21 protein-coding genes and 1 riboswitch are annotated in these 21,104 nt (G+C 50.8%); of the genes, 1 reads left to right on the top strand and 20 read right to left on the bottom strand.

The annotated features are described in order from the left end of the window. Positions 1-72: 72 nt before the first annotated feature. From DCC85_RS00240 to pth, 9 genes are all read right to left on the bottom strand, one after another. Complete coding sequence (locus DCC85_RS00240) at positions 73-354, bottom strand: RNA-binding S4 domain-containing protein (protein WP_108463767.1); 282 nt, start codon at positions 352-354, stop codon at positions 73-75. Next, complete coding sequence (locus DCC85_RS00235; protein WP_108463766.1) at positions 354-626, bottom strand: HU family DNA-binding protein; 273 nt, start codon at positions 624-626, stop codon at positions 354-356. Before DCC85_RS00235 ends, DCC85_RS00240 begins: the two co-directional genes overlap by 1 nt. A 128-nt stretch (positions 627-754) precedes the next feature. Beyond that, the gene (gene mazG, locus DCC85_RS00230) at positions 755-2,251 is read right to left on the bottom strand and encodes a bifunctional methyltransferase/pyrophosphohydrolase YabN (protein ID WP_108463765.1); all 1,497 of its coding nucleotides are present in this window, start codon (positions 2,249-2,251) and stop codon (positions 755-757) included. A gap of 98 nt (positions 2,252-2,349) precedes the next feature. Continuing rightward, positions 2,350-4,002, bottom strand: coding sequence for a putative polysaccharide biosynthesis protein (locus DCC85_RS00225; protein ID WP_108467642.1), 1,653 nt, complete (start codon positions 4,000-4,002; stop codon positions 2,350-2,352). 159 nt (positions 4,003-4,161) lie between these two features. Further along, positions 4,162-4,704 (bottom strand): stage V sporulation protein T, encoded by a 543-nt coding sequence (gene spoVT, locus DCC85_RS00220; RefSeq protein ID WP_108463764.1) that lies wholly within the window; start codon positions 4,702-4,704, stop codon positions 4,162-4,164. A gap of 319 nt (positions 4,705-5,023) precedes the next feature. Then, complete coding sequence (locus DCC85_RS00215; protein WP_108463763.1) at positions 5,024-6,094, bottom strand: peptidylprolyl isomerase; 1,071 nt, start codon at positions 6,092-6,094, stop codon at positions 5,024-5,026. Beyond that, positions 6,081-9,605 (bottom strand): transcription-repair coupling factor, encoded by a 3,525-nt coding sequence (mfd, locus tag DCC85_RS00210; protein ID WP_108463762.1) that lies wholly within the window; start codon positions 9,603-9,605, stop codon positions 6,081-6,083. The genes DCC85_RS00215 and mfd overlap by 14 nt, the downstream gene beginning before the upstream one ends. Before the next feature lie 147 nt (positions 9,606-9,752). Continuing rightward, complete coding sequence (locus DCC85_RS00205) at positions 9,753-9,983, bottom strand: anti-sigma-F factor Fin (RefSeq protein WP_108463761.1); 231 nt, start codon at positions 9,981-9,983, stop codon at positions 9,753-9,755. A gap of 67 nt (positions 9,984-10,050) precedes the next feature. Continuing rightward, positions 10,051-10,611 (bottom strand): aminoacyl-tRNA hydrolase, encoded by a 561-nt coding sequence (gene pth / locus DCC85_RS00200; protein ID WP_108463760.1) that lies wholly within the window; start codon positions 10,609-10,611, stop codon positions 10,051-10,053. A 39-nt stretch (positions 10,612-10,650) separates the two neighbouring features. Here pth and DCC85_RS00195 point away from each other — a divergent pair, with 39 nt between their 5' ends. Next, complete coding sequence (locus DCC85_RS00195; protein WP_199909956.1) at positions 10,651-10,890, top strand: hypothetical protein; 240 nt, start codon at positions 10,651-10,653, stop codon at positions 10,888-10,890. Positions 10,891-11,009: 119 nt separating this feature from the next. Here DCC85_RS00195 and DCC85_RS00190 read toward each other — a convergent pair whose 3' ends face one another. The 11 genes from DCC85_RS00190 to DCC85_RS00140 form a co-directional block, all read right to left on the bottom strand. Beyond that, entirely contained in the window at positions 11,010-11,963 is a 954-nt protein-coding gene (locus DCC85_RS00190; protein WP_108463758.1) for a ribose-phosphate diphosphokinase, read from the bottom strand. Between the two features lie 171 nt (positions 11,964-12,134). After that, on the bottom strand, positions 12,135-13,535 hold the full coding sequence (glmU, locus tag DCC85_RS00185) for a bifunctional UDP-N-acetylglucosamine diphosphorylase/glucosamine-1-phosphate N-acetyltransferase GlmU (RefSeq protein WP_108463757.1): 1,401 nt from the start codon (positions 13,533-13,535) through the stop codon (positions 12,135-12,137). Positions 13,536-13,657: 122 nt separating this feature from the next. Continuing rightward, on the bottom strand, positions 13,658-13,942 hold the full coding sequence (gene spoVG / locus DCC85_RS00180) for a septation regulator SpoVG (RefSeq protein WP_108463756.1): 285 nt from the start codon (positions 13,940-13,942) through the stop codon (positions 13,658-13,660). Between the two features lie 180 nt (positions 13,943-14,122). Further along, positions 14,123-14,956 (bottom strand): pur operon repressor, encoded by an 834-nt coding sequence (gene purR / locus DCC85_RS00175; RefSeq protein ID WP_108463755.1) that lies wholly within the window; start codon positions 14,954-14,956, stop codon positions 14,123-14,125. A gap of 100 nt (positions 14,957-15,056) precedes the next feature. After that, a complete protein-coding gene (gene ispE, locus DCC85_RS00170; protein WP_108467641.1) occupies positions 15,057-15,911 on the bottom strand; it encodes a 4-(cytidine 5'-diphospho)-2-C-methyl-D-erythritol kinase in 855 nt (284 codons plus the stop codon). A gap of 192 nt (positions 15,912-16,103) precedes the next feature. After that, the gene (locus tag DCC85_RS00165; RefSeq protein ID WP_108463754.1) at positions 16,104-16,283 is read right to left on the bottom strand and encodes a small, acid-soluble spore protein, alpha/beta type; all 180 of its coding nucleotides are present in this window, start codon (positions 16,281-16,283) and stop codon (positions 16,104-16,106) included. Between the two features lie 129 nt (positions 16,284-16,412). Next, complete coding sequence (gene veg, locus DCC85_RS00160) at positions 16,413-16,688, bottom strand: biofilm formation stimulator Veg (protein ID WP_108463753.1); 276 nt, start codon at positions 16,686-16,688, stop codon at positions 16,413-16,415. Between the two features lie 145 nt (positions 16,689-16,833). Beyond that, on the bottom strand, positions 16,834-17,739 hold the full coding sequence (yabG, locus tag DCC85_RS00155; protein WP_108463752.1) for a sporulation peptidase YabG: 906 nt from the start codon (positions 17,737-17,739) through the stop codon (positions 16,834-16,836). Positions 17,740-17,831: 92 nt separating this feature from the next. Then, on the bottom strand, positions 17,832-18,716 hold the full coding sequence (gene rsmA / locus DCC85_RS00150) for a 16S rRNA (adenine(1518)-N(6)/adenine(1519)-N(6))-dimethyltransferase RsmA (protein ID WP_108463751.1): 885 nt from the start codon (positions 18,714-18,716) through the stop codon (positions 17,832-17,834). 7 nt (positions 18,717-18,723) lie between these two features. After that, positions 18,724-19,269: a ribonuclease M5 gene (rnmV, locus tag DCC85_RS00145; RefSeq protein ID WP_108463750.1), complete on the bottom strand. Its 546-nt coding sequence runs from the start codon at positions 19,267-19,269 to the stop codon at positions 18,724-18,726. A gap of 108 nt (positions 19,270-19,377) precedes the next feature. Further along, positions 19,378-20,541 carry a resuscitation-promoting factor gene (locus DCC85_RS00140; RefSeq protein ID WP_108463749.1) on the bottom strand — a complete coding sequence of 388 codons (1,164 nt, stop codon included), beginning with the start codon at positions 20,539-20,541 and terminating at the stop codon, positions 19,378-19,380. Between the two features lie 266 nt (positions 20,542-20,807). Then, a riboswitch (cyclic di-AMP (ydaO/yuaA leader) is annotated at positions 20,808-21,031 on the bottom strand. Between the last annotated feature and the right edge of the window lie 73 nt (positions 21,032-21,104).

Raw genomic sequence — 21,104 nt, 5'->3', positions numbered from 1 at the left:
GCTAACTATGGTATTGGAGCACCAAAAAAAGCATGTCCCTAAGGGACATGCTTGGGTTGCCGCAAATAATTGTTAATTCCAGTCCAGGCCGCTGCTCTTCGCGATCGGTTCTTCCTTGACCAAAGTATACAAGGTTGCGGCTTCTTCCTTGCGGGTACTCTCGGCCAGCCGTTCCACGCGAACCGTTACCAGCTTCTGGCCAAATTGGACTGTGATCTCGTCTCCAATCTTAACCGTGCTGCTCGGTTTGGCTTCCCGTCCGTTAATCAGAACCCGGCCTTGGTCAGACACATCCTTGGCGACCGTCCGCCGTTTGATTAACCGCGATACCTTCAAGAATTTATCTACACGCATTATTTTACGGCTTCTTTAAGCTTGTTGCCTGCTTTGAAGGCTGGCACATTGGATTCAGGAATCTCGATGGTTCCGCCTGTTTGCGGGTTGCGGCCAGTACGGCTGGAACGTTTGCGAGTTTCGAAGGTACCGAAGCCAATCAGTTGAACCTTGTCTCCGCCAGCAAGGGCTTCTGTAACTTCGCCCAAGAATCCGTTAAGAACGAGCTCAACGTCACGTTTAGTCAAACCGCTTTTGCTGGAAATATTGTTGATCAGGTCTGTCTTGTTCATTATTAAAGCCTCCTATTAATTCAAAAAAATAAAAAACTGCGGTTAACGCTTACTCAGTATTCTGGTTCTACCTCTAAAATTCCTGCAAGCCCCGGCCTTATTTTTTTATTTTTTTATAAAGCCGGCTGCTATTCGGACTGCTGGCGCTCTTTGAGCTTAGCTTGGTCCCATAATCGGTCCATCTCTTCCAGCGTACTGTCCGAAGGTTGTTTCCCCAGCGCCCGGAGCTCTGTCTCAACATACTTAAAACGTCGGACAAATTTGCGATTCGTCAGGGAGAGCGCCTCTTCGGGGTCAACCCCGATAAACCGAGCGGCATTGACTACAGAGAACAGAACATCCCCAAGCTCAAGCGCCTGCTCTTCCGCAGACTGACCCTGCGAAATGGCTTCCCTCAGCTCCTGAAGCTCTTCCTCCAGCTTAGCCATTGCTCCCTCAGCATCCTCCCAGTCAAATCCAGCCTTCGCCGCTTTCTTCTGCAGCTTATAAGCCTTCATCAGGGCCGGCAGATCTCTTGGAACGCTGTCCAGTGCAGACATAGCCTCAGGCTGCAGACCCTTCCGGCGCTTCTCCTCAGCCTTCATGGCCTCCCAATTGGAGAGTGCTGATTCAGCATCTTCTGCGCTAAGCTCCCCAAAGACATGCGGATGACGGAAGATCAGCTTCTCATTCAGCCCCTGAATGACATCATAAACGTTGAAGACGCCCTCTTCTTCCTCCATCTGAGCGTGGAGCATAATCTGCAGTAGCAGATCGCCGAGCTCCTCCTGCATATGGAGCGGGTCGTCCTCGTCAATCGTCTCGAGCACCTCGTACGTCTCTTCGATCAGATTCTTGCGAATAGACTGATGCGTCTGCTCCCGATCCCACGGGCAGCCCTCCGGACTGCGCAAAATATCGACAATCTCATGAAGGCGCTCAAAAGTACGAATACGCAAATCCTCATCCTCACTGCGCGGCACGTACACCAGCGATAGGTTGCCGAACTCCTTCACCCGGTCCAGCTCATACAGCGGAATGCGCTCAATGCGCTCCTGCCCCTCTACACCGAGGGCATGTCCAACTATAATCTCGTAGTCTTCAGGATAGCGTTCCATCAGGCTCAGCTTCACATCAGAAGCGGTAAAGACATCATACACTTGTCCAATCAGTGTATGCAATGAGGGCTGCAGGTGAGCCGCCGTCATCCCGGAGGCATCAAGCAGCTGGAAGCCTTCAATCGGATCGAAACCGAGCCGAGTAAAGGCTTCATCCAGAAAGCTCTCCCCGCCCACAATCTGTAAGTCAACCCCAGCTTGCGGGCAGCGTTCGCGCAGCAGCTTGATAGTGGCTTCCGCCACCATCGGGTGGCCCGGTACAGCATACACAACATCCTGCCCTTGAGAAGCTTCCGCGATAAGCCGGCTGGCGATCTCTTCATACACGGAGGGGAAATCACCCTTGGCTTCATACACCTCATCAAAAGACATAAAGGACACGCCAGAGGCTGCCAACCAGTCTAACACTGGATGCTCTGCGGTTCGCACATAGAGCCGCTTCGCCTCTTGAAGCGTCCGTAAATTGCCTAAAGTCAGCCGATCCGGGTCTCCCGATCCGAGACCGACGACGGTTAACGTTGCATTCATCTTTTGCCCACTCTCCTGCTCTCTACCGTACTTCTTAGCCGTGATCAAAATAAATGGTTGTGTCTACTATACCATCCCTGTTCGCCTGACACCAAATTTCAGCTTGCCTTCGGCAGCAGCCCAAGGCGCCGCAGGCCGCTGACCAGCTTCGGGCCGACGCGCGGCAGGGCTGCTAGCTCCGCGGCGCGGATCAGGTCCAGCCGCAGCGCGGCCAGGACGAACACCACGGCGCCCAGCAGGACGCCGGCAAGCCCCTCTGCTGCGGCAGCAAGCCGCCCGGCACCCAGCCCGGCCGATATGCATCCCCAGCGCAGCAGCAGCACTGCGGCCGCCATGATGGCCAGGGCGGCCAAGCTTCGCGGCACTGCCGCCAAGGAGCCGGCACGCAGGCTCAGACGGCGGCTTAGCAGTGCCGCATTCAGTACGGCGGCCAATACATAGGCCGCCGTGCCCGCAATCGCCGCACCGGTGATGCCAAGGTGCGGCACGAGCGCGAGATTGAGCGCGATCTTAAGCAGCGCAGCCAGCACCAGATAGACAGCCGGTGCCATCACGGAGCCCAGGCCCTGCAACAAGGCTGTCGATACGGTGACCAGCGCGGCTGGCGCGGCGGACAAGGCGACCCAGCGCAGCACCCCGCTGCCGGCGGTATCCGCATAGAGCATGACGTTGATCGGCTCTGCCAGCACAGCCAGACCTACGGACGCCGCCCCGCCGATCAGCCAGAACCAGCGCATCGCGGTTCCCGCCTGAAGGCGGGCCAGCTTAAGGTCACCCTTCACTTTCAGCTCCGCCATAGCCGGAATAAACAGCACCGACAAGGAGGTGGCCAGCATGGCAACAAGCTGGACCAGCGGCATTCCCCGATTATAGACACCAATCTGGATCAGGGCTTCCGCCTCCTTCATACCTTCTTGCTGCAGGAGCCGCGGCAAAGTAAACGTATCGGCAAGACTCAGCAGGGGCACTGCCAGGGCGGCCAAGCAGATCGGGAGCGCATAAAGCAGCATCTGCTTCAATAAGGCAGCTCCCTTCAGCCCCGGAATCTGCAGCTTCCCACGGCTTTGCGCTTTCGGATCAAGTGCAGGCTTGGCCTTTGCTCGGGCGGTATGGCGCCCCCAGTATAGCAGGGTCACAATAAGACCCGCCAAGCCGCCGGCTGCCGAACCGGCTATAGCGCCGGCCGACATTTCACTATCGCCTGCTCCAAGCTGCGTGAAGTAGAAGAGCAGAGTAATCATAAAGGCTACCCGGACCATCTGCTCTGTCACTTGAGAGAGGGCGGTAGGCATCATATCCTGCCGCCCCTGGAAATAGCCGCGAAGCACGGCTTGCAAAGGCACGAATAGCAGGGCCGGAGCTGCTGCACGCAGCGAGAGCGCCACCTGGGAGCTGCCAATCCAATGTGCCAATAGCGGAGCACCCAAATAAAGCACCAGTGCAGCTGCCACCCCGAGCACCAGCATCATGATGACAGATACGCGCAGTACTTCCTTTGCGCCTTGCGAATCCTGAGCGGCCTCACGCTCGGCGACGAATTTGGCGACTGCGGTTGGAAATCCGGCCATAGCCAGCGTAATAATCAGCGTATAGAACGGGTACACGGTATTATAAATGCCAAATACACCGTCTCCCCCAATGTTTTGCAGCGGTATCTTCTGCAGCGTCCCTAGAAGCTTGGTGACAATAGCCGCCAGGCCTAACACCAACGCTCCCTTAAGCAACTTGGATGACGCACTTCGTTCTTTCATGACCTCTACCCCGATTCCGGCCTGCTTAGGTCGGCTTCTCTCTTGTTCTGATCTCTCCATTATAAAAGGTTTTGGTCTATACGCAAAAGCTCCCGCCACTTCTTCCGAGTAAGGAAAGAACGGCGAGAGCCTAATTGGCTGACAAGGCCTTATTGCTTCTTACTGCTCCATTTGCTTGCCAAGGAATCCTGCGGCGGTCTCCGCCATCTTGGACTCTAGCTGGGACATTTTGACCGACTCATCCTTATTGATAAGGACAACCGTTCCGATCGGGTCACCACCCGCGATAATCGGGGCAATAACAAATGTCGATATTTTCTCTGCATTATCCTTGCTAATCTCATATGTTCCGGTATTGGTCTCAAGGACAATCTTGCGGTTATCCATACTATTCTCCAGCAGATTCCCCACCTGCTTATCCAAATACTCCTTCTTGGATGCACCAGCTAGCGTAATTATGGAGTCCCGGTCAGAAATTAACGTAATATGCCCGGTGCTTTCATATAAGGATTCCGCATACTCCTTCGCAAAATCCCCCAACTCGCCGATTGGCGAATATTTTTTAAGAATAACCTCTCCGTCGCGATCCACAAAGATTTCAAGAGGGTCCCCTTCGCGAATCCGTAGGGTGCGGCGTATTTCTTTAGGAATAACCACACGTCCAAGATCATCAATACGACGTACAATACCAGTAGCTTTCATTTTACATGTTGCCCCGCTTTCTTAAGAAGTTTTGAACTACTGTTGTTTGGTCGCAGCCGGCAGCCGCTTATGCACACCAGCTTGGCGTTTTTTGTTCTAGGATACAGAAAACATTGCTTTAGCTTATTGAGTCCCCGGAAAATTTGGTTCAAGAGCACATTGCTTATCCATATTAGCTTAAATCTTGACCATAGTATTCATCTGTTCCCAAAACCTTATACATCAGTTTGGTCGTTTAGTTGCGGTTTAAAGCATTAAAAAAGTAAAAAAGCAGCGCGAGATCGCGCTGCCTTCTTCCCTTGTTATTCGAATCCGGCAGTTATTTGCCGGACTTATCTTCATTTGTTGTCCCAGTGTTCCCAGTTGTTCCAGAGTTTTTAGCTCCAGATTTGCTGCTGCTAACCTTTGGCAGATCAATCTTCTTAACCACAGTCTTCTCCAGATCGCCTGTCATGAACTTGTCCAATGCGGCAGAAGCGATGTTATTCTTCAGCGTATCCTTCTCCGTTTGGCTTATTTCTTCATAGGTTCTAGTCTTGCGCTTCTCTACCCGCATAATATGGTATCCGTATTCCGTCTCTACAGGATCACTGATCTTATTCAGCGGAAGCGTTAGAGCCGCCTTCTTGAACGCTTCTACCCAGGTTCCTACAGGCTTTTCGCTGTATAGACCGCCAGCTTCCTTAGAGCCTGGGTCCTCAGAGTACTGCTTGGCCAGCTTGGCGAAGTCCTCGCCTTTATCCAGCTTAGCCTTAATATCCTTGGCCAGCTTCAGCGCATCCTCCTTGGTCCGCTCCTTACCTTCAGGATCCTGGAAATTAATCAGAATATGACGCACGGTAGCCACCGTGTAGTCATCCTTTTTACTTTCGAATTCCTTCTTCATTTCATCTTCGGTTACCTTGGAAATCTGGCTCTCAAATACAGTGGAATTACGGGTCAAATATTCCTTCAGCTCATCCTCGGTAACTTTTTGTGAGTCAAGAATTTTCTTGAACTGGTCATCACCCAGGCGCTTCTTCTCTTGGTCAAGCTGCTCTTTACCCTGTTTGACCCCTTCTTCCTTCGACTTGGCGTCAGCCTTCCCTGCCAAGTATTTAAAGGCAATCAACTGCTTGATCAGCTGCTGTCTGATGCTATCCTCTTTCATATACTGTTCCATCTCAGGAGATCTTAATGCCATAATCCGGCTTTCCAGATCAAACTCAGCCGCTGTTACGGTTCCACCTTCATAGGTGGCAACCACCTTAGTTTGGTCTTCCTTCTTGGTCTCCGCAGTCTTGTTGCCTTCATCGTTCTTCTTACCGCATCCTGCAAGCATGGAAAAAGCCAGTACGGCTATCATAGCGATCAGGAGGGTTCTCCAGGAACGGCTGTTACTTCGTAACATTTTGTAGTTCCCCTTTCGGTTTAAATGAATCCTTGATAGCGTCAAGGAATTGCTCTAACAGGTCCAGCATTTCCTGATCTTCCATACCTTTGACTTTCATATGGATGACCATCTCGGGCCCTTGACTAAATTGTACACGTCTTCCGTACCGATTTCCAATTGTCGCCAGTTTGGCTCCATCTAGATCCTTCATGCCGCCTTCATGGAATTTAAGGATGACCTCATCTCCACGCCGGGTGATGGAGTCAATTCTGCACAGGCGCCCGTAGAGCTTAAGGCGGGCAGCAGAGAGCAGGTTGGCAACAGCCGCAGGCGGCTCTCCGAAGCGGTCCAGCAGCTCATCAGCCAGCTCGGCCACCTCTTCAAAGGAGGCCACTGCTGCAACCTTCTTATAGATTTCAATCTTCTGGATACTGTCATAAATATATTCCGGCGGCAGGTAGGCATCGATACTCAGATCAATTGTCGTTGTAAAGGCCTCTTCAGCCGGAGCCTCTTCACCGAGCATCGTTACCTTACGCTTCTGAATTTCCTCGGCAAGCATCTGGGAATACAGGTCAAAGCCTACGGAAGCGATGAAACCATGCTGTTCCGCACCCAGAAGGTTACCTGCCCCGCGGATTGATAGATCCCGCATCGCGATCTTAAAGCCGGAGCCCAGTTCCGTGAATTCCTTGATCGATTGCAGACGCTTCTCTGCAACCTCTGTCAGCGACTTATCCCGCTGATAAGTGAAATAGGCATAAGCAATACGGTTGGACCGTCCAACGCGCCCGCGCAGCTGATACAGCTGGGAGAGCCCCATTTTGTCCGCATCATGTACGATTAACGTATTTACGTTCGGAATATCTACACCGGTCTCGATAATGCTTGTAGCGACCAGAACATCATATTCGCCATCCAAGAAGTCAAGGATTGTCTTCTCCAGCTCTTGCTCAGACATTTGCCCATGCCCAATCCCCACCTTGGCCTCAGGCACAAGCGCGGAGATCTGAGCAGCCATCTCTTGAATTCCCTGAACGCGGTTATACAGATAGTACACTTGCCCGCCGCGGGCAAGCTCCCGCTCAATCGCTTCACGAACCAGCGCCTGACTATGCTCAACCACATAGGTCTGTACCGGGAAGCGGTTCTCCGGCGGGGTCTCAATCACAGACAGATCCCGTACCCCCAGCATCGACATGTGAAGGGTACGGGGGATCGGAGTAGCTGTCAAGGTCAGCACGTCCACATTTACCTTCAGCTTCTTCAGCTTCTCCTTATGGGTAACGCCGAACCGCTGCTCTTCATCCACAATCAGAAGACCAAGATCCTTAAACACCATATCCTGCGAGAGCAGGCGATGGGTTCCAATGACAACATCGACCGTTCCTGCACGTACCCCTTTGATCGTCTCATTCTGCTCCTTACGGCTCCGAAAACGGCTGAGAACCTGAATATTAATCGGATATCCGGAGAATCTCTCGCGGAACGTCTCGTAATGCTGCTGGGCCAAAATCGTAGTCGGCACCAACACAGCAACCTGTTTGCCCTCAATAGCAGCCTTGAATGCGGCCCGAATCGCTACTTCAGTCTTCCCGTAGCCTACATCACCGCACAATAGCCGGTCCATCGGTCGGCTTCTCTCCATATCCTTCTTAATTTCTTCAATGGCCCGAAGCTGATCCCGAGTCTCATCATAAGGGAACATCGCCTCGAACTCCTGCTGTTCTGCCGAATCTTTCTCAAATCCGTACCCAGACGATGCTTGCCGCTCGGCGTACAGCTTGATCAGATCATCCGCAATGTCTTGAACCGAAGACCGAACTTTGTTCTTAACCCGGGTCCACTCGTTGCCGCCCAGCTTATATACCTTAGGCTCCTTATCCTCAGAGCCTACATATTTCTGAATCAGATCAATCTGATCAATCGGAACTGAGAGCTTATCCCCGCCAGCATACAGAATATGCATATAATCCTTATGAATGCCGTTAATTTCAAGGGTGCCAATGCCTACGTATTTCCCGATCCCGTGGTTCTGGTGAACCACATAGTCCCCGATCTTAAGCTCCGTATAGCTCTTAATACGCTCAGCATTGTCGATATTTCTTCCTACCTTGCGGGCCTTGCGCTGCTTCTGGGAGAACATCTCTCCCTCCGTAATGACGACCAGATGCACGGAAGGAAGCTCGAATCCAGTCTGCAAATTGCCCTGCAGGAGTACAGGTTCGTCAATGCTATAATCCTGCAGCACCCGGCGCATTCGCTCCATCCGCTCTTCGTTGCTGGCAAGCATCACGACATGAGCCCCGCTCTTCTTCCATCTGTCCATCTCTGATTTGAGCACATTCATCTGTCCATGGAAGTCTTGCATCGCCCGGCTTACAAAATTCAAAATATTTTGCGGCTGCGTATGCGGAACCTGGCGCAGGAATAGAGACAGGAACAGCGTCTGGAAGAACCGATCATGCAGCGCTTTATGGTTATCTATAGACAACGGAAGCTCTGGCAAGCTCTTGCCGTTCTGGAACAAATGGAGGTTCCATTCCGATTCATCCCGCTCCAGCTGCTTCGCCGTCTCCTGAAGCCTTGCCGGTTCATCCATAATCAGCAGCGTATCTTCCGGCATGTAATCATAGAGCGTAGCATGCTCAGGGTAAATCAGAGAAATATATTTATAGATTTCCGGGAAATTCACATGCTCCCTCAGCATCTCCATCTCTCTGGAGATTTCCTCCTCAAGACGATGCTTGGCCTGACGATCTGTCATCTTCTCCAGCTGCGCCTCAAGCCGGACTCTCACGGCCTCAGCCGCTTGAGTCAAGCGCTCCGATGAAGCGATGAGCTCCTTGCTTGGTGTAATGACTACTTCTTTGACCTGATCTACCGATCTCTGATCGGCCGGATCGAAGGTCCGGATTGAATCAATCTCATCATCGAACAGCTCAATACGGTAGGCGAGCGGGGTCGTAAGAGGATAGAAATCAATAATCCCACCACGTACACTCATTTCCCCACGGGACTCCACCCGCTCCACCCGGTCATAGCCCAGTTCAACCATGCTGCTAAGGAAGGAATCAAGCTGTATTGTCCCTCCCAGCGTCAGCGTAATGCTGGCCTCAGCCATCGCTTGCGGGGCGGGAAGCAGCCTGCGGACCCCGGAGAAGGGGACAACGACAACGCCGCGAAAGCCCTGCGAGCATCTCAGCAGGACTTCGATACGCTGAGCCAGCGTCTCAGGGCTAGACACCGCTGCTTCCGCAGCTACCAATTCGTTGGCCGGGTAGAGAAGCACCTGATCTGCTGACAGCGCTTCCTGCAAATCTTCAGCAATCTTCTGGGCCGCAAACATATTATGTGTAACCACAAGCAGAGGGCGCTGAATATCCTCATGCAGTGCTGCAAGCATAACCTGACGGGATGAACCCGACAGGCCGGAAATCAGCTGCTCCTTCATGCCCGCTGCCACTCCAGCCGTTAATGAACCGAAGTCGGGGTCTTTAGAAAAAGCTTGTATAAGTGCTTGTAACAAAAGGGGCACCTCTCTTATATTCATCCTGAAAAAGGAAGATCCCTTCCCTCTCCAGGATACGTTCTCTTAATTCTAACCAAAAATAAGCCTCAGCGTTGTGGCCAAGGCTCCAATAGCGTCATAGAGGCTTTCGGATTCTGACTTGTCTTATTGCAGCGGATTCGCTAGAAGCATGAGCTCCGGATGATGCTCCATCGCCTCTTTGCAGTAATCACAAGTTACCCGAACCGTCATTTCACCGCTGGAATCATACGCTATTATATCCCTACGCTCCTCGGGGGTCAAGGAATGAAAACCTAGCTCTGCCTCCGAAACCGAAGGCGAGTCTATTCTTCCGATAAACGTCCGGCAATGCCTGCAAACATAGTTTATAGCCATCTATATGCCTCCTGAAGGTTCCAATATACCCTCAGTATGCCCGCATTAAAGGGCTATTAGCCCTTATTTACCGGTTAAACTTCGCCATCGTCTGCTCAAAGGTATGGCTGAGGCTATACTCAAGCGCGTCGCATGCATCCTCTATGGACTTCTTAAGCAGCTCGTGTTCCTGTTTTGGGAACGGGGAAAGCACGTAATCAACAATCGGGTAACCTGGATTAGGCCGTGAAATCCCCATTCGTACCCGGTTAAACACCTGTGTTCCGGTATGCTGAATAATCGACTTAATGCCGTTATGTCCTCCGGCGCTTCCCTGATAACGAAGCCGGATTTTCCCGATCTCTGTATCCATATCGTCATAGACAACAATCAGATCTTCCAGAGGCACCTTGTAATAGTCCATATAAGCCCTTACCGATTCCCCCGACAGGTTCATATAGGTCATCGGCTTAATCAATGCAACCTTAGTTCCGCCAATGTGCCCTTCACCGATCAAAGCCTTGCATTTATTTTGACGGATCTCCATGCTGTGACGGGCGGCAAGCTCGTCCAGCGCCATAAATCCGATATTATGTCTGGTTTTGTCATAATTTGGCCCTGGATTACCTAGGCCTACGATCCACTTCATGGTCTGGCGCCCTTTCTTTTGTTAGAATAGAATGAATATATGAGGTTCTCCAATTCAACTAGAGAAGGTGAAGCTACCTTGCTGGCATTCGGCTCCGAGCTCATTCAGGATTCCCACTTCCGACAGCATCTTGAACACCATATTCCGGTTCAGGTTTACCGCAAGGGAGTATACACGGGAATTGGTAGAATTACGGGATATGACGCCGATTTTGTAGAAATCGGTGGAACGCTATACAGCCGGATAGCGTTCACCTTCATTTCCCGTCCCGGCTATTAAACAGCCTTGTCCCTAGGACAGCTTTCATTTGATTTGAGATGTCCCTAATATGCAAGGCAGGGGTTACTCCTCCCGTCATTCACTGCCGGGAAGGGTAACCCCTATTTGTTGTTTCTATATTATTCAATCTCAAACAGCTTACTGATTGACAGTTCCTCATGCACACGAATAATGGCTTCGCCAAGCAGCGGAGCTACCGACAGCACCTTCAGCTTGCTCGTCGGGTTCGGATGAGTAATCGGAATGGAGTCGGTTACGATTACTTCCTTCAGAGGAGAGTTCTCCAGCCGTTCCATAGCGGGACCAGAGAGAACAGGGTGTGTACAGCAAGCGTACACCTCTTTAACTCCGCCTTCCTTCAGCGCATTTGCGCCCAGTACGATGGTTCCTGCTGTATCGATAATATCATCGATCAGAATCGCCGTCTTACCCTCAATATTACCGATAATATTCATAACCTCGCTGACATTCGGCTCTGGCCGTCTCTTATCGATAATAGCCAGAGGGGCATTCAGGAAGTCTGCAAGCTTGCGCGCCCGTACTACGCCGCCGTGGTCAGGAGATACAACAACCGGGTTCTCGATATTCTTCGAGCGGAAATATTGGGCCAAAATAGGCACACCCAGCATATGGTCCACTGGAATATCGAAGAAGCCTTGGATCTGCATGGCGTGCAGGTCCATGGTGATGACCCGGTGCGCGCCTGCCTTCTCAATCAGGTTCGCTACAAGCTTTGCTGTAATTGGATCGCGCGAGCGAGCTTTACGGTCTTGACGAGCATATCCGTAATACGGGATCACAACGTTGATACTCTTAGCGGAAGCCCGCTTAAGCGCATCTACCATAACAAGCAGCTCCATCAGATTATCATTTACCGGAGCACAGGTCGACTGAACGACGTAAACGTGTGAGCCACGCACACTTTCCGACAGCTTCACCTGAATTTCCCCATCACTAAAGCTTGTAGTATCCGAATCACCCATAGGAATACCAATATAATCGGCAATCTGGTTAGCAAGCTTGGGATTGGAGTTACAAGTAAATATCTTCAACTTAGAATCAAAATAAGTCATTAATAAAAACCCTCCGTGCTGTATAGATTGAACTAAAGAAACTGCGGGCGGCTGCCCTTGCTGACGCCGCATACCCGGCAGCCAAATGACCGGGCTTTAGATCAATCCACAAGGTCACCTGAAATGTTCCGTGCATGCCTAGCCTCTTTCGCTAAAAAGGAGTGCGGCTATTTATGATTGCTGCTCTCTTTCTTTCTTCGCTTTGGCGCGGGCGCGAATCTTATCCGCATAACCAGGCTTGTTCTCTTGACGCTGACGTGCAATAGCCAAATCGCTATCAGGCACATTATGGGTAATCGTAGATCCGGCTACCACATAAGCTCCGCGGCCAATCTTGACTGGAGCCACCAGGTTGACATTACTGCCAACAAAGGCGTCGTCTCCAATCTCGGTAATGGATTTATTATAACCATCGTAATTGACCGTTATTGCTCCACAGCCGATATTGACATTTTTGCCAACAAGCGCATCCCCTACATAGCTCAAATGGGACACTTTTGACCCATCATCCAATGTTGCGTTCTTAATCTCTACAAAATCTCCGATCTTCACATGCTCGCCCAGCTTTGCTCCAGGACGGAGGTATGCAAAAGGACCAATGGTAGTCTCACTGCCCGCCTCTGCCTGACAGAGCACGGAGTGCTTAACCGTAACTTTATCCCGTAGAATACAGTCTTCAATCTCAGAATGAGGCCCGATGATACATTCTTCGCCAATCACTGTCTTGCCGCTGATCGTTGTGCCCGGATAAATAACGGTATCCGCGCCGATCTCTACATCGGCACCAATATAAGTGGAGCTAGGATCAATAATTGTTACGCCGCCCAGCATATGCTTTTTCACAATACGCCGGCGCATGAAAGATTCCGCCTCGGAGAGCGCAACCCGGTCATTCACACCTATGGATTCTTCTGTGTCTTTCGTCATGTGGGCGCAGGCTTTTTCGCCTTCTGCCACCAGAATGCCGACTACATCGGTTAAATAGTATTCTTGCTGTGCATTTTGATTGGTAACCTTCTCAAGTGCGGCGAACAGCTTCGCATTATCGAAGCAGTATGTGCCGGTATTGATCTCCTTAACGGCATCCTCTTCCGGCGAACAGTCCTTCTGCTCCACAATGCGCTGCACCGCACTGTCAGCTCCCCGAATAACGCGGCCATACCCTTGAGGGTTGTCCATCGATGCAGTAAGCACCGTAACCGCGGCACCCTGTTCTTCATGAAGCGCGAAAAGAGCCTCCAGCGTCTCCGGTGTCACGAGCGGGGTATCGCCGCAAACTACGACGGTTGTTCCTTCCTCGCCGCCTAGAAGCGCCTTCGCCTGCTTTACGGCATGACCCGTACCGAGCTGTTGCTCTTGCAGTACATACTCTGCTGTTGTTCCAAGATAAGATCGAACGGCTTCTGCCCCGTGACCTACCACTACAACACTTCGTTCGCAGTTCACTTTATTCACGGCATCCAAAACGTGTCCGACCATCGGTTTACCGCATACAGGATGGAGCACTTTGTAAAGCTTGGACTTCATCCGTTTTCCTTGGCCTGCGGCAAGGACAATGGCTAATCTCTTCAAGTCCTCGGCCTCCTTCTCTTGAACTCATATCTGAATATATCTTATTCTGGACAAAAAGAAAAGAGAGCCATGTTACATGGCCCTCTTTCTTGAACCCCAATTAGACTTACTTAACCTACAACTTAAGCCCCTTCTTCGATAACTTCCTCTTCGACCGCAGCGCGCTCGTACTCTGCGAGTACAGCAGCTTGAATCTTCTCGCGGGTTCCGGAAGAAATCGGATGCGCGATGTCTCGGAATTCCCCATCCGGCGTGCGTTTGCTCGGCATAGCAACAAACATTCCGTTATTGCCATCAATGACGCGAATATCGTGGACTACGAATTCGTTATCGATGGTAATGGAAGCGATTGCCTTCATTCTGCCTTCAGAGCTTACCCGGCGGAGTCTTACATCCGTAATTTGCATGTGTGTTCACCACCTTTTTCCATTCGGAGACTTGGTGTAATATTCCACACAGCAAACGAAAATCCTTTTTTTTTACGAACAAAAAGCCCTAAAATCAGGAATTTTTTTTACAGATTAATGAATTCGACAATTTACAGCCTAATCCGATGTCATTTGAGCTTGGTTTCGACAGAGTTCCTGTTACGCTCGAGAGCTAAAATAATTACCTGGCTTCACTGTAATTTCTTTGACCTTAGGATCCACATTAGCCAAAGTGGCTAGGGACACATAATCATGTAAAAGCCTTTGTTCCGTATCTACTTCGCCCGATTCGACCAATACGCCAACCCCGGCTACGGTAGCATCAAATTCGGCCAAAAGATCCACCATCCCTTGAATGGTACCTCCCGCCTTCATAAAGTCGTCCACGATAAGCACCCGGGACTTCTCCTTCAGGGCGCGGCGCGACAACGTCATCGTATGCAGACTCTTATGGGAGCCTGAGACATAATTGATGCTAACAGCCGACCCTTCCGTTACCTGATGGTCACGGCGGACTAGGACAACAGGCAGGTTAAGCTGGGCTCCAGTCGCATAGGCAAGAGGAATCCCCTTGGTCTCCACCGTCATGATAACATCGATCGCCCGGTCAGCAAACACAGTGGCAAATAGCTTACCGGCTTCGTTCATTAAGTTCGGCAGCCCCAACACATCGGACATATATAGATAACCGCCCGGCAGAATCCGATCCGGATCGGAGAGCATCTGGCACAGGTGATCAATGAACTCCTTAGCGCGATTTCCTCCCATCTTAGGGATAAATTTTACGCCGCCAGCTGCCCCAGCCAAAGTATGAAGCTCCCCAGTGCCCTCATCCTCGAACACTTCCTTAATGATCGCCAAATCCTCACTAATAGATGACTTCGCCGCTCCATACCGGTCAGCAAATGTCGTCAGCGGAATTAGCTGATGTGGACGAAACAACAGGTACTGGGTCATTTCAACCAAACGTGCACTTCTTTTTAATTTTTTCACGAAAGACCCCTCGCTAGAAAATCCGAATATTTTATAGCAAATATACCATTTTTGTACGGGTTTATGCAATTATATCCCCGTAATTTTGCGAGGAGTTATTTTAAGTCAACAACCGTACGGCATATACTTCTTTACAAAATCCACGAAGCCCGTTATAAATGCGAGCCACTTTAGCTTCTTTTGAAACAAGCCCAAACACCGTCGGGCCGCTGCCTGACATCAGCACACCATCCGCACCTAGGCGCTGCATAGTTTCTTTGAGCTGCCTAACCTCCGGATGAAGCTCCATCGTTACATCCTCCAGCACATTGCCAAGCCTTTCGCAAACCTGGCTGAAGGAGCCTTGCTCAATGGCTTGAATCATCTGCTGAGCAGAGGGGTGGCTCTGCACCTTATGGCTGCGGAAGCGCCCATACACCTCAGCTGTCGATACGTTAATCGGTAGTTTTGCTAATACGACCCAGCATTGAGGCGGATCAGGCAAAGGCGTCAGCAGTTCTCCGCGTCCTGTAGCAAGTGCCGTTCCCCCCGTCACACAAAAGGGTACATCCGAACCAAGCTCCGCCCCTAATGTTTGTAACTCCTCGCTAGTAATCCCTAAGTCCCACAGCCGGTTCAGCCCCCGCAGTGCCGCAGCGGCATCGCTGCTTCCACCCGCAAGTCCGGCAGCTACAGGAATATGCTTATCCAGATGGATATGGACTCCCTTTCGAACCTGATAACGTTCCTTAATGAGCCGGGCTGCCTGGAAGGCCAGATTCTTCTCGTCCAGCGGGATATATCCAGCCTGACTGGAGATAATAATCGAATCTCCGGGCAGCTCCTTTAATTCAAGACGATCGGCCAAATCGACCATCGTCATAATCATCTCAACCTCATGATACCCATCGGGGCGTTTATGTAATACGTCCAACATCAAATTGATCTTGGCCGGCGCTTTCTCATAAATTTTCAAGGCGTTCACCCACCATCCAGGATCTCCATCAAAAACGACTCAACATATTATAGGGGATACGTAGTTCTAAGTCTATTCCCATATCTTGCAGTGCCCTTATTTTTCATATCTTAACAGAAACCTCATCTAAAATCCTCTTCCAACAAAAAAATGAAGCCCTCTCTTGTGAGAGAAGCTCCAAGCTTATAGGCTTTAAGGCTGGCGTGAGGCTGCCTGTTCAGCAAGCTGTATCGCCCGCTTCACCATATTGCCTGCATCTTTGGCCTTGATTCCACCCCATCCTTCTTCCTGAACGGTGTTATAGAAGCCAAGCTCCTTCGCGAGTTCAACCTTCAAGCTCTCCGACATTACACTTCTTCTGCGGCGTGACATGTCATCCCTCCTTTAGGGATATTATTTGATTTCGCTTAGCGCTTCATACTCTGAGAAACTTTCCTGCAGCGCCAAATAAAAAAACGGCCCCTTCTGAAGGGACCGCCGCTTTAGTAAAAACTTAGATGCTCACGACTTCATATACGAAATCCGTACCCCGCTGGTATCGTCGCAAAGGGTAACTTCCACGGATTCAGTAAGTATATCAGCATAACTGTAAGACACTCTCTTAAACGTCTCTTGCTCCTCGTCCAGCTTAACAATAAAGACAGAGGGGTAGGTTTCCTCTAAAACACCTGTGCGTTCAACAGTCTTTCGGCGACCGCCATTCGCCCGCAGCATAATCTTTTGGCCCACGTAAGCATCGAGATTGTGTTTAATTTCTGACAGCGCATTTTTCGCCATACCCTGTGACCACCTCTTTCCTTGTCCATTGTATCAAAAAGAGAGGCGTTTGTCAAATAAACAAATAATTATATCAGGGTGAAAAATAATTTGTCAACGATTTTTTTTGGAAACTGAAAGTAAGGTAAATGAATGGAAAAATCACTTAGATTGCAGAAGGAACCACATTCAGCTTTGACAGATCTTGCGGCTTAGGAAGGCCAATGCGATAACTTCCTCGGGTCTCAATGCCACCTACCCCTTGAATTCCACTAACCGTATGACTTAACACGTCTGTAATATGGATCGTTCCTTGGACAGAGGTCAGTGCCGACTTGGCTGCAATATAGACCGGATCCAGGGCGTGAATCAGCACCCGGCCCGGAGAGCTGGCAAAATTAGCTCCAGCCTGCAGCAGGGCTTCAAAGTGCGATTGGCAGGCTCCAGCCACAATAGTTAATGCATCAAAGTTACGCTCGTACTGGCGTGCAATCTGGATCGCTTCCACGAAATTGCTGGAGTTCTTATAACTGGACAAGCTGTACAAGTCCCCATGAATTCTGCTCTTGAGCACCCCATCATGTCCTGTTATCACGACGATATCAGGCTGGATGGTGGGCAGAAGACGATATAGAGCCTGGGCCATCGCATTCTCAGGCACATATTGTCCGTGTGCCGGTACGCGCAGCTTCTTATATAAATCAAGACTCTTCTTCAGATAAGCAGGATCGCCGTCCAAATGCAGCACCGTACCCGGCACCTCAAAATAAGACTGTGCCCCGGCTAAGTTCCGATCTCCTGCAAGGCGGCTGCGAGTCTGCTCTACCTGTGCCTCTCGGTCCTGATGGAGCTTCTGCACAGACTGCTGCGCTTTGATATAAGCTCTCTGAGACTTCTCACTGGGCACGGCATCTTTGGCATGAATGAGATCCTCCAGCGGAGCATCAGCCAACAGCCGAAAATCCGTCCCTTTGATAATTGCTTGATGGCTTCGCATTTCCGTTACACGAAACGTGACGTCCCCGCCATATGATTTACGGACCACTAGGTCTCCAATGTTGGTCAACTCCATCACCTCTCTCCCATCGTATGGGCGAGAGGCCGGATTGGTTCCACTCCAGCCCATATTAGGTGAAGTTCCTGCACGGCAATCACAGGGTCTCCTTATTGTAATCCCTGGCGGTAGAAAATATTACTTAAGCGTGCAAACTCTTCAATACTTAACGTCTCCGCACGCCGCGAAGGCTCAATCTCTGCTTCAGCCAACAGTCTCTCCAGCTCCTCCCGCCCTTCTTTGGCGAAGAAGCGGCTCTTCAGATTGTTGGCGATCGTCTTCCTACGCTGGGCAAATGCAGCTTGTACCAGCATAAAGAAGAACGCCTCATTCTCCACATGCACCGGCGGCTCTTTCCGTACCTTGAGCCGAATCACGGCCGAATCTACATTCGGCTGTGGAATAAATACCGTATGCGGTACAATGCATACCAGCTCCGGCTCGCTAAAATACTGCACCGCTATGCTCAAGCTGCCGTAATCCTTGCCTCCCGGGGAGGCGGCCATCCGCTCAGCCACTTCTTTCTGGATCATCACCACGATATTCTCCAGCGGAAGATGCTCCTCTAGCAGCTTCATCAGAATCGGGGTGGTGACATAGTAAGGGAGATTGGCGACCACGCTGACCCGGGTATCTGCTTCGAACTCCTCCGCAAACAGCTCCTTCAGGTCCAGCTTGAGAACATCCCCATGTACGACCTTTACGTGCGGATAAGGTTCCAATACCTCATCCAGGATGGGAATCAGCCGCTGATCAATCTCAATGGCGACCACCTTGCTGCTGACTTCAGCCAGCTTCTCGGTTAAGGCCCCAATCCCCGGACCGATCTCCAAGGCCGCCTTGGAGGCATCCAGACCCGCGGAGCCCACGATTTTCCCAAGGATATTCTGGTCAATCAGAAAGTTCTGACCCAGACTTTTCTTAAATGAAAATCCATGCCGCTGAATAATCTCTTTGGTGCGCCTCGGCGTGGATATATCTTCTCTCATGCTCATATTGCCTCTAGACCCCTTTGTCCTCCAATTGACTCAGCGCCGCCGCGAACTCCTGCGGTGTGATTCGGAAGATCCGAAGGCGCTTGTGGAATTGCTTTCCGTTGCAGTATCCGATGCCGAGCAGCTCGCCCATATAACGCCGCCGGGCAGCAGCCTGCGGGTGCACAATCAGTCCCGCGTCTATTAAGTCTTCCCAATCGATCAGACTTTCCTCCTCGGGTGCCTCGCTCCGCACACGCTCAAGGGCCGCTCTGATCGCTTCAGGGGACGCATTCTCCACCCCGATGTCTCCTGCCCGAGTGGCATCAGCCAGCGTCAGGAATGCATGTTTACAGCCTGGCACGCGCGCGGCAACAATCTTGCGAATGCGTTCCCCTGCATGATCAGGATCTGTAAAGATAATCACGCCCCGTCTCTCTTGAGCCAGCTCAATTCGGCGGAGAACCGCCGGACCAATAGCCGAGCCTCCCGTCTCGATCGTGTCGGCTTCTACCGCCCGCTTGATTGCAACGGTATCGTCTTTTCCCTCGACAACAATGACTTCCTTAATCACCTTGCGCCGTCCTTTCCGTGTAAAACAAAAAGAAGAGGAAAGCTCCTCTTCTTAGTTTAACGTAATTATATCAATATAATAACGAATTATATTCTTAAAGTAAACGGATCAGTTCAGCTCCGGTTTGGTTGGTCCAATCACATACACGGTGCGGCCCTTCTTACGTCCAAATTTATTGGCCGTTTTTAAACTATCATAATACACATCGATTTTGTTGCCTTTAATGGCGCCACCGGTATCTTCCGCACGGCGGAAGCCTACCCCCTCAATATATACCCACCAGCCCAGTGGGATCACTTTCGGGTCAACCGCAATCGTTCTGCCTTCCGTTACGCTTGTTCCTGATGCTGTCTTCGTTCCAATTCCGCTTTCCTCCGAGGAGTAGGCCGTCATGGATACATTTTTAATCAGCTTTTTATATTTAAAACTTACGCCGCCCTTAGTGACCTTATTGTTCTGGCTTATCTTCACCGCTCCGGGTTCCCGGGTGATGCTGGCAGACAGGACCTCGGGCTTAGGCTTAACCGGCTCGGGCTTCTTCGTGCCGACGGCAATGATCTTCGCCTGGGGCTTCTTCTCGACCGTCTTGTTCAGCCATCTCTTAGAGACAAATTCTCCGTCCTGAAACACTTTCTCTACTCGGCTCACGACCTTACCGTTGCTGCCTTGCTGAACCACCTTGGTCTTGCCGACAAGCAGGGTAGGATCTTTCTTCTTCACGACCTGATAAGGAACTGTAATCGGCTCCTCTACCGTATGTTTGTTCACGCGGACTACACGGATTTTCAAGTCGGGAGTAATGCCGGCTGAAAGCGAAGGATACACTTTATCTTGTTCCGATACAGAAACGCCTAGTTTGGTAAAGACGCTCTTAACGGTATCTTCTGTGGTGTAGTAGCTATTGCTCTTGCCGTCAGCAAGCACAGTAACTTTCACAGCGCGGTCAATCACGATCTGATCGCCGTCCTTAAGCTCACTGTCTACTGCAGCTGAAATATCATCCTGCGGTTTAAGCTCGATGGATTGTTCATCCAGCAGGGACCCCACCGATGAGGTTCGAGTCTCAACGGTTTGCTCCTTCCCGTCAATTACCAGATGAATGCTCTTGCTCGCCTGACCGTATACCCAGGCCAATACGATGCAAACTACCGCGATGGCTAATATAGCGAATATTGAAATGAGACGTACCTTGTCATGCTTCCATCGCAACGCGTAAGACATACTGGATGATCGTGAACCATGGGTTGTTTCGTTCTTTCTGAACACGCCCACTTCTTCCGTCCTCCTCCATAGCCTCGCCGTCTAGGTTGATGCATGATTACATATGACGCGACTATATACCGATTTTTTACGGAACGCTATAAAGCCCTGCATTCCGCATCCTTCCCCAGTCTGTTTGGCATAAAGTCACCCCCGTTTTACAACAGTATGACGTGCCTATCAGTTTTATTCAAAACAAAAGAAGCCATAGAAAGAGTTAGAGGAACTCTTTCGTGGCTTCCGAAAATGTCTTGGATGCTTGATAGGACGCACGAGGTTGCCTCTCTCATATGACGCTTACGGGGTTAGCTGTCGGGTTCGGGCGTAGAGAGACGCCCTATCTCAGTTCACCCGCTCATGGCGAGTGACCTCAAATTCACCCCAAAGACCCGGTAAAGAAATCGAAATGCTTGAAGCCCATCAAGTAGCATTAAATCAAAGCAAGCTTCAGCGCATCGGTTCCCCCGTTCTCCAGAAATAGGAGATTCAGCGAGACTGGTTCATGGAACCATGTAAGGACTGACGTTCCGGCGTAGCCGAATGACGCAAATCCATTACTGAAAAGATTCTATCCT

The organism is Paenibacillus sp. CAA11 (assembly GCF_003060825.1).
GTDB lineage: Bacteria > Bacillota > Bacilli > Paenibacillales > Paenibacillaceae > Fontibacillus.
The sequence above is the reverse complement of the archived record's forward strand: the minus strand, read 5'-3'. Positions and strand labels throughout refer to the sequence as shown.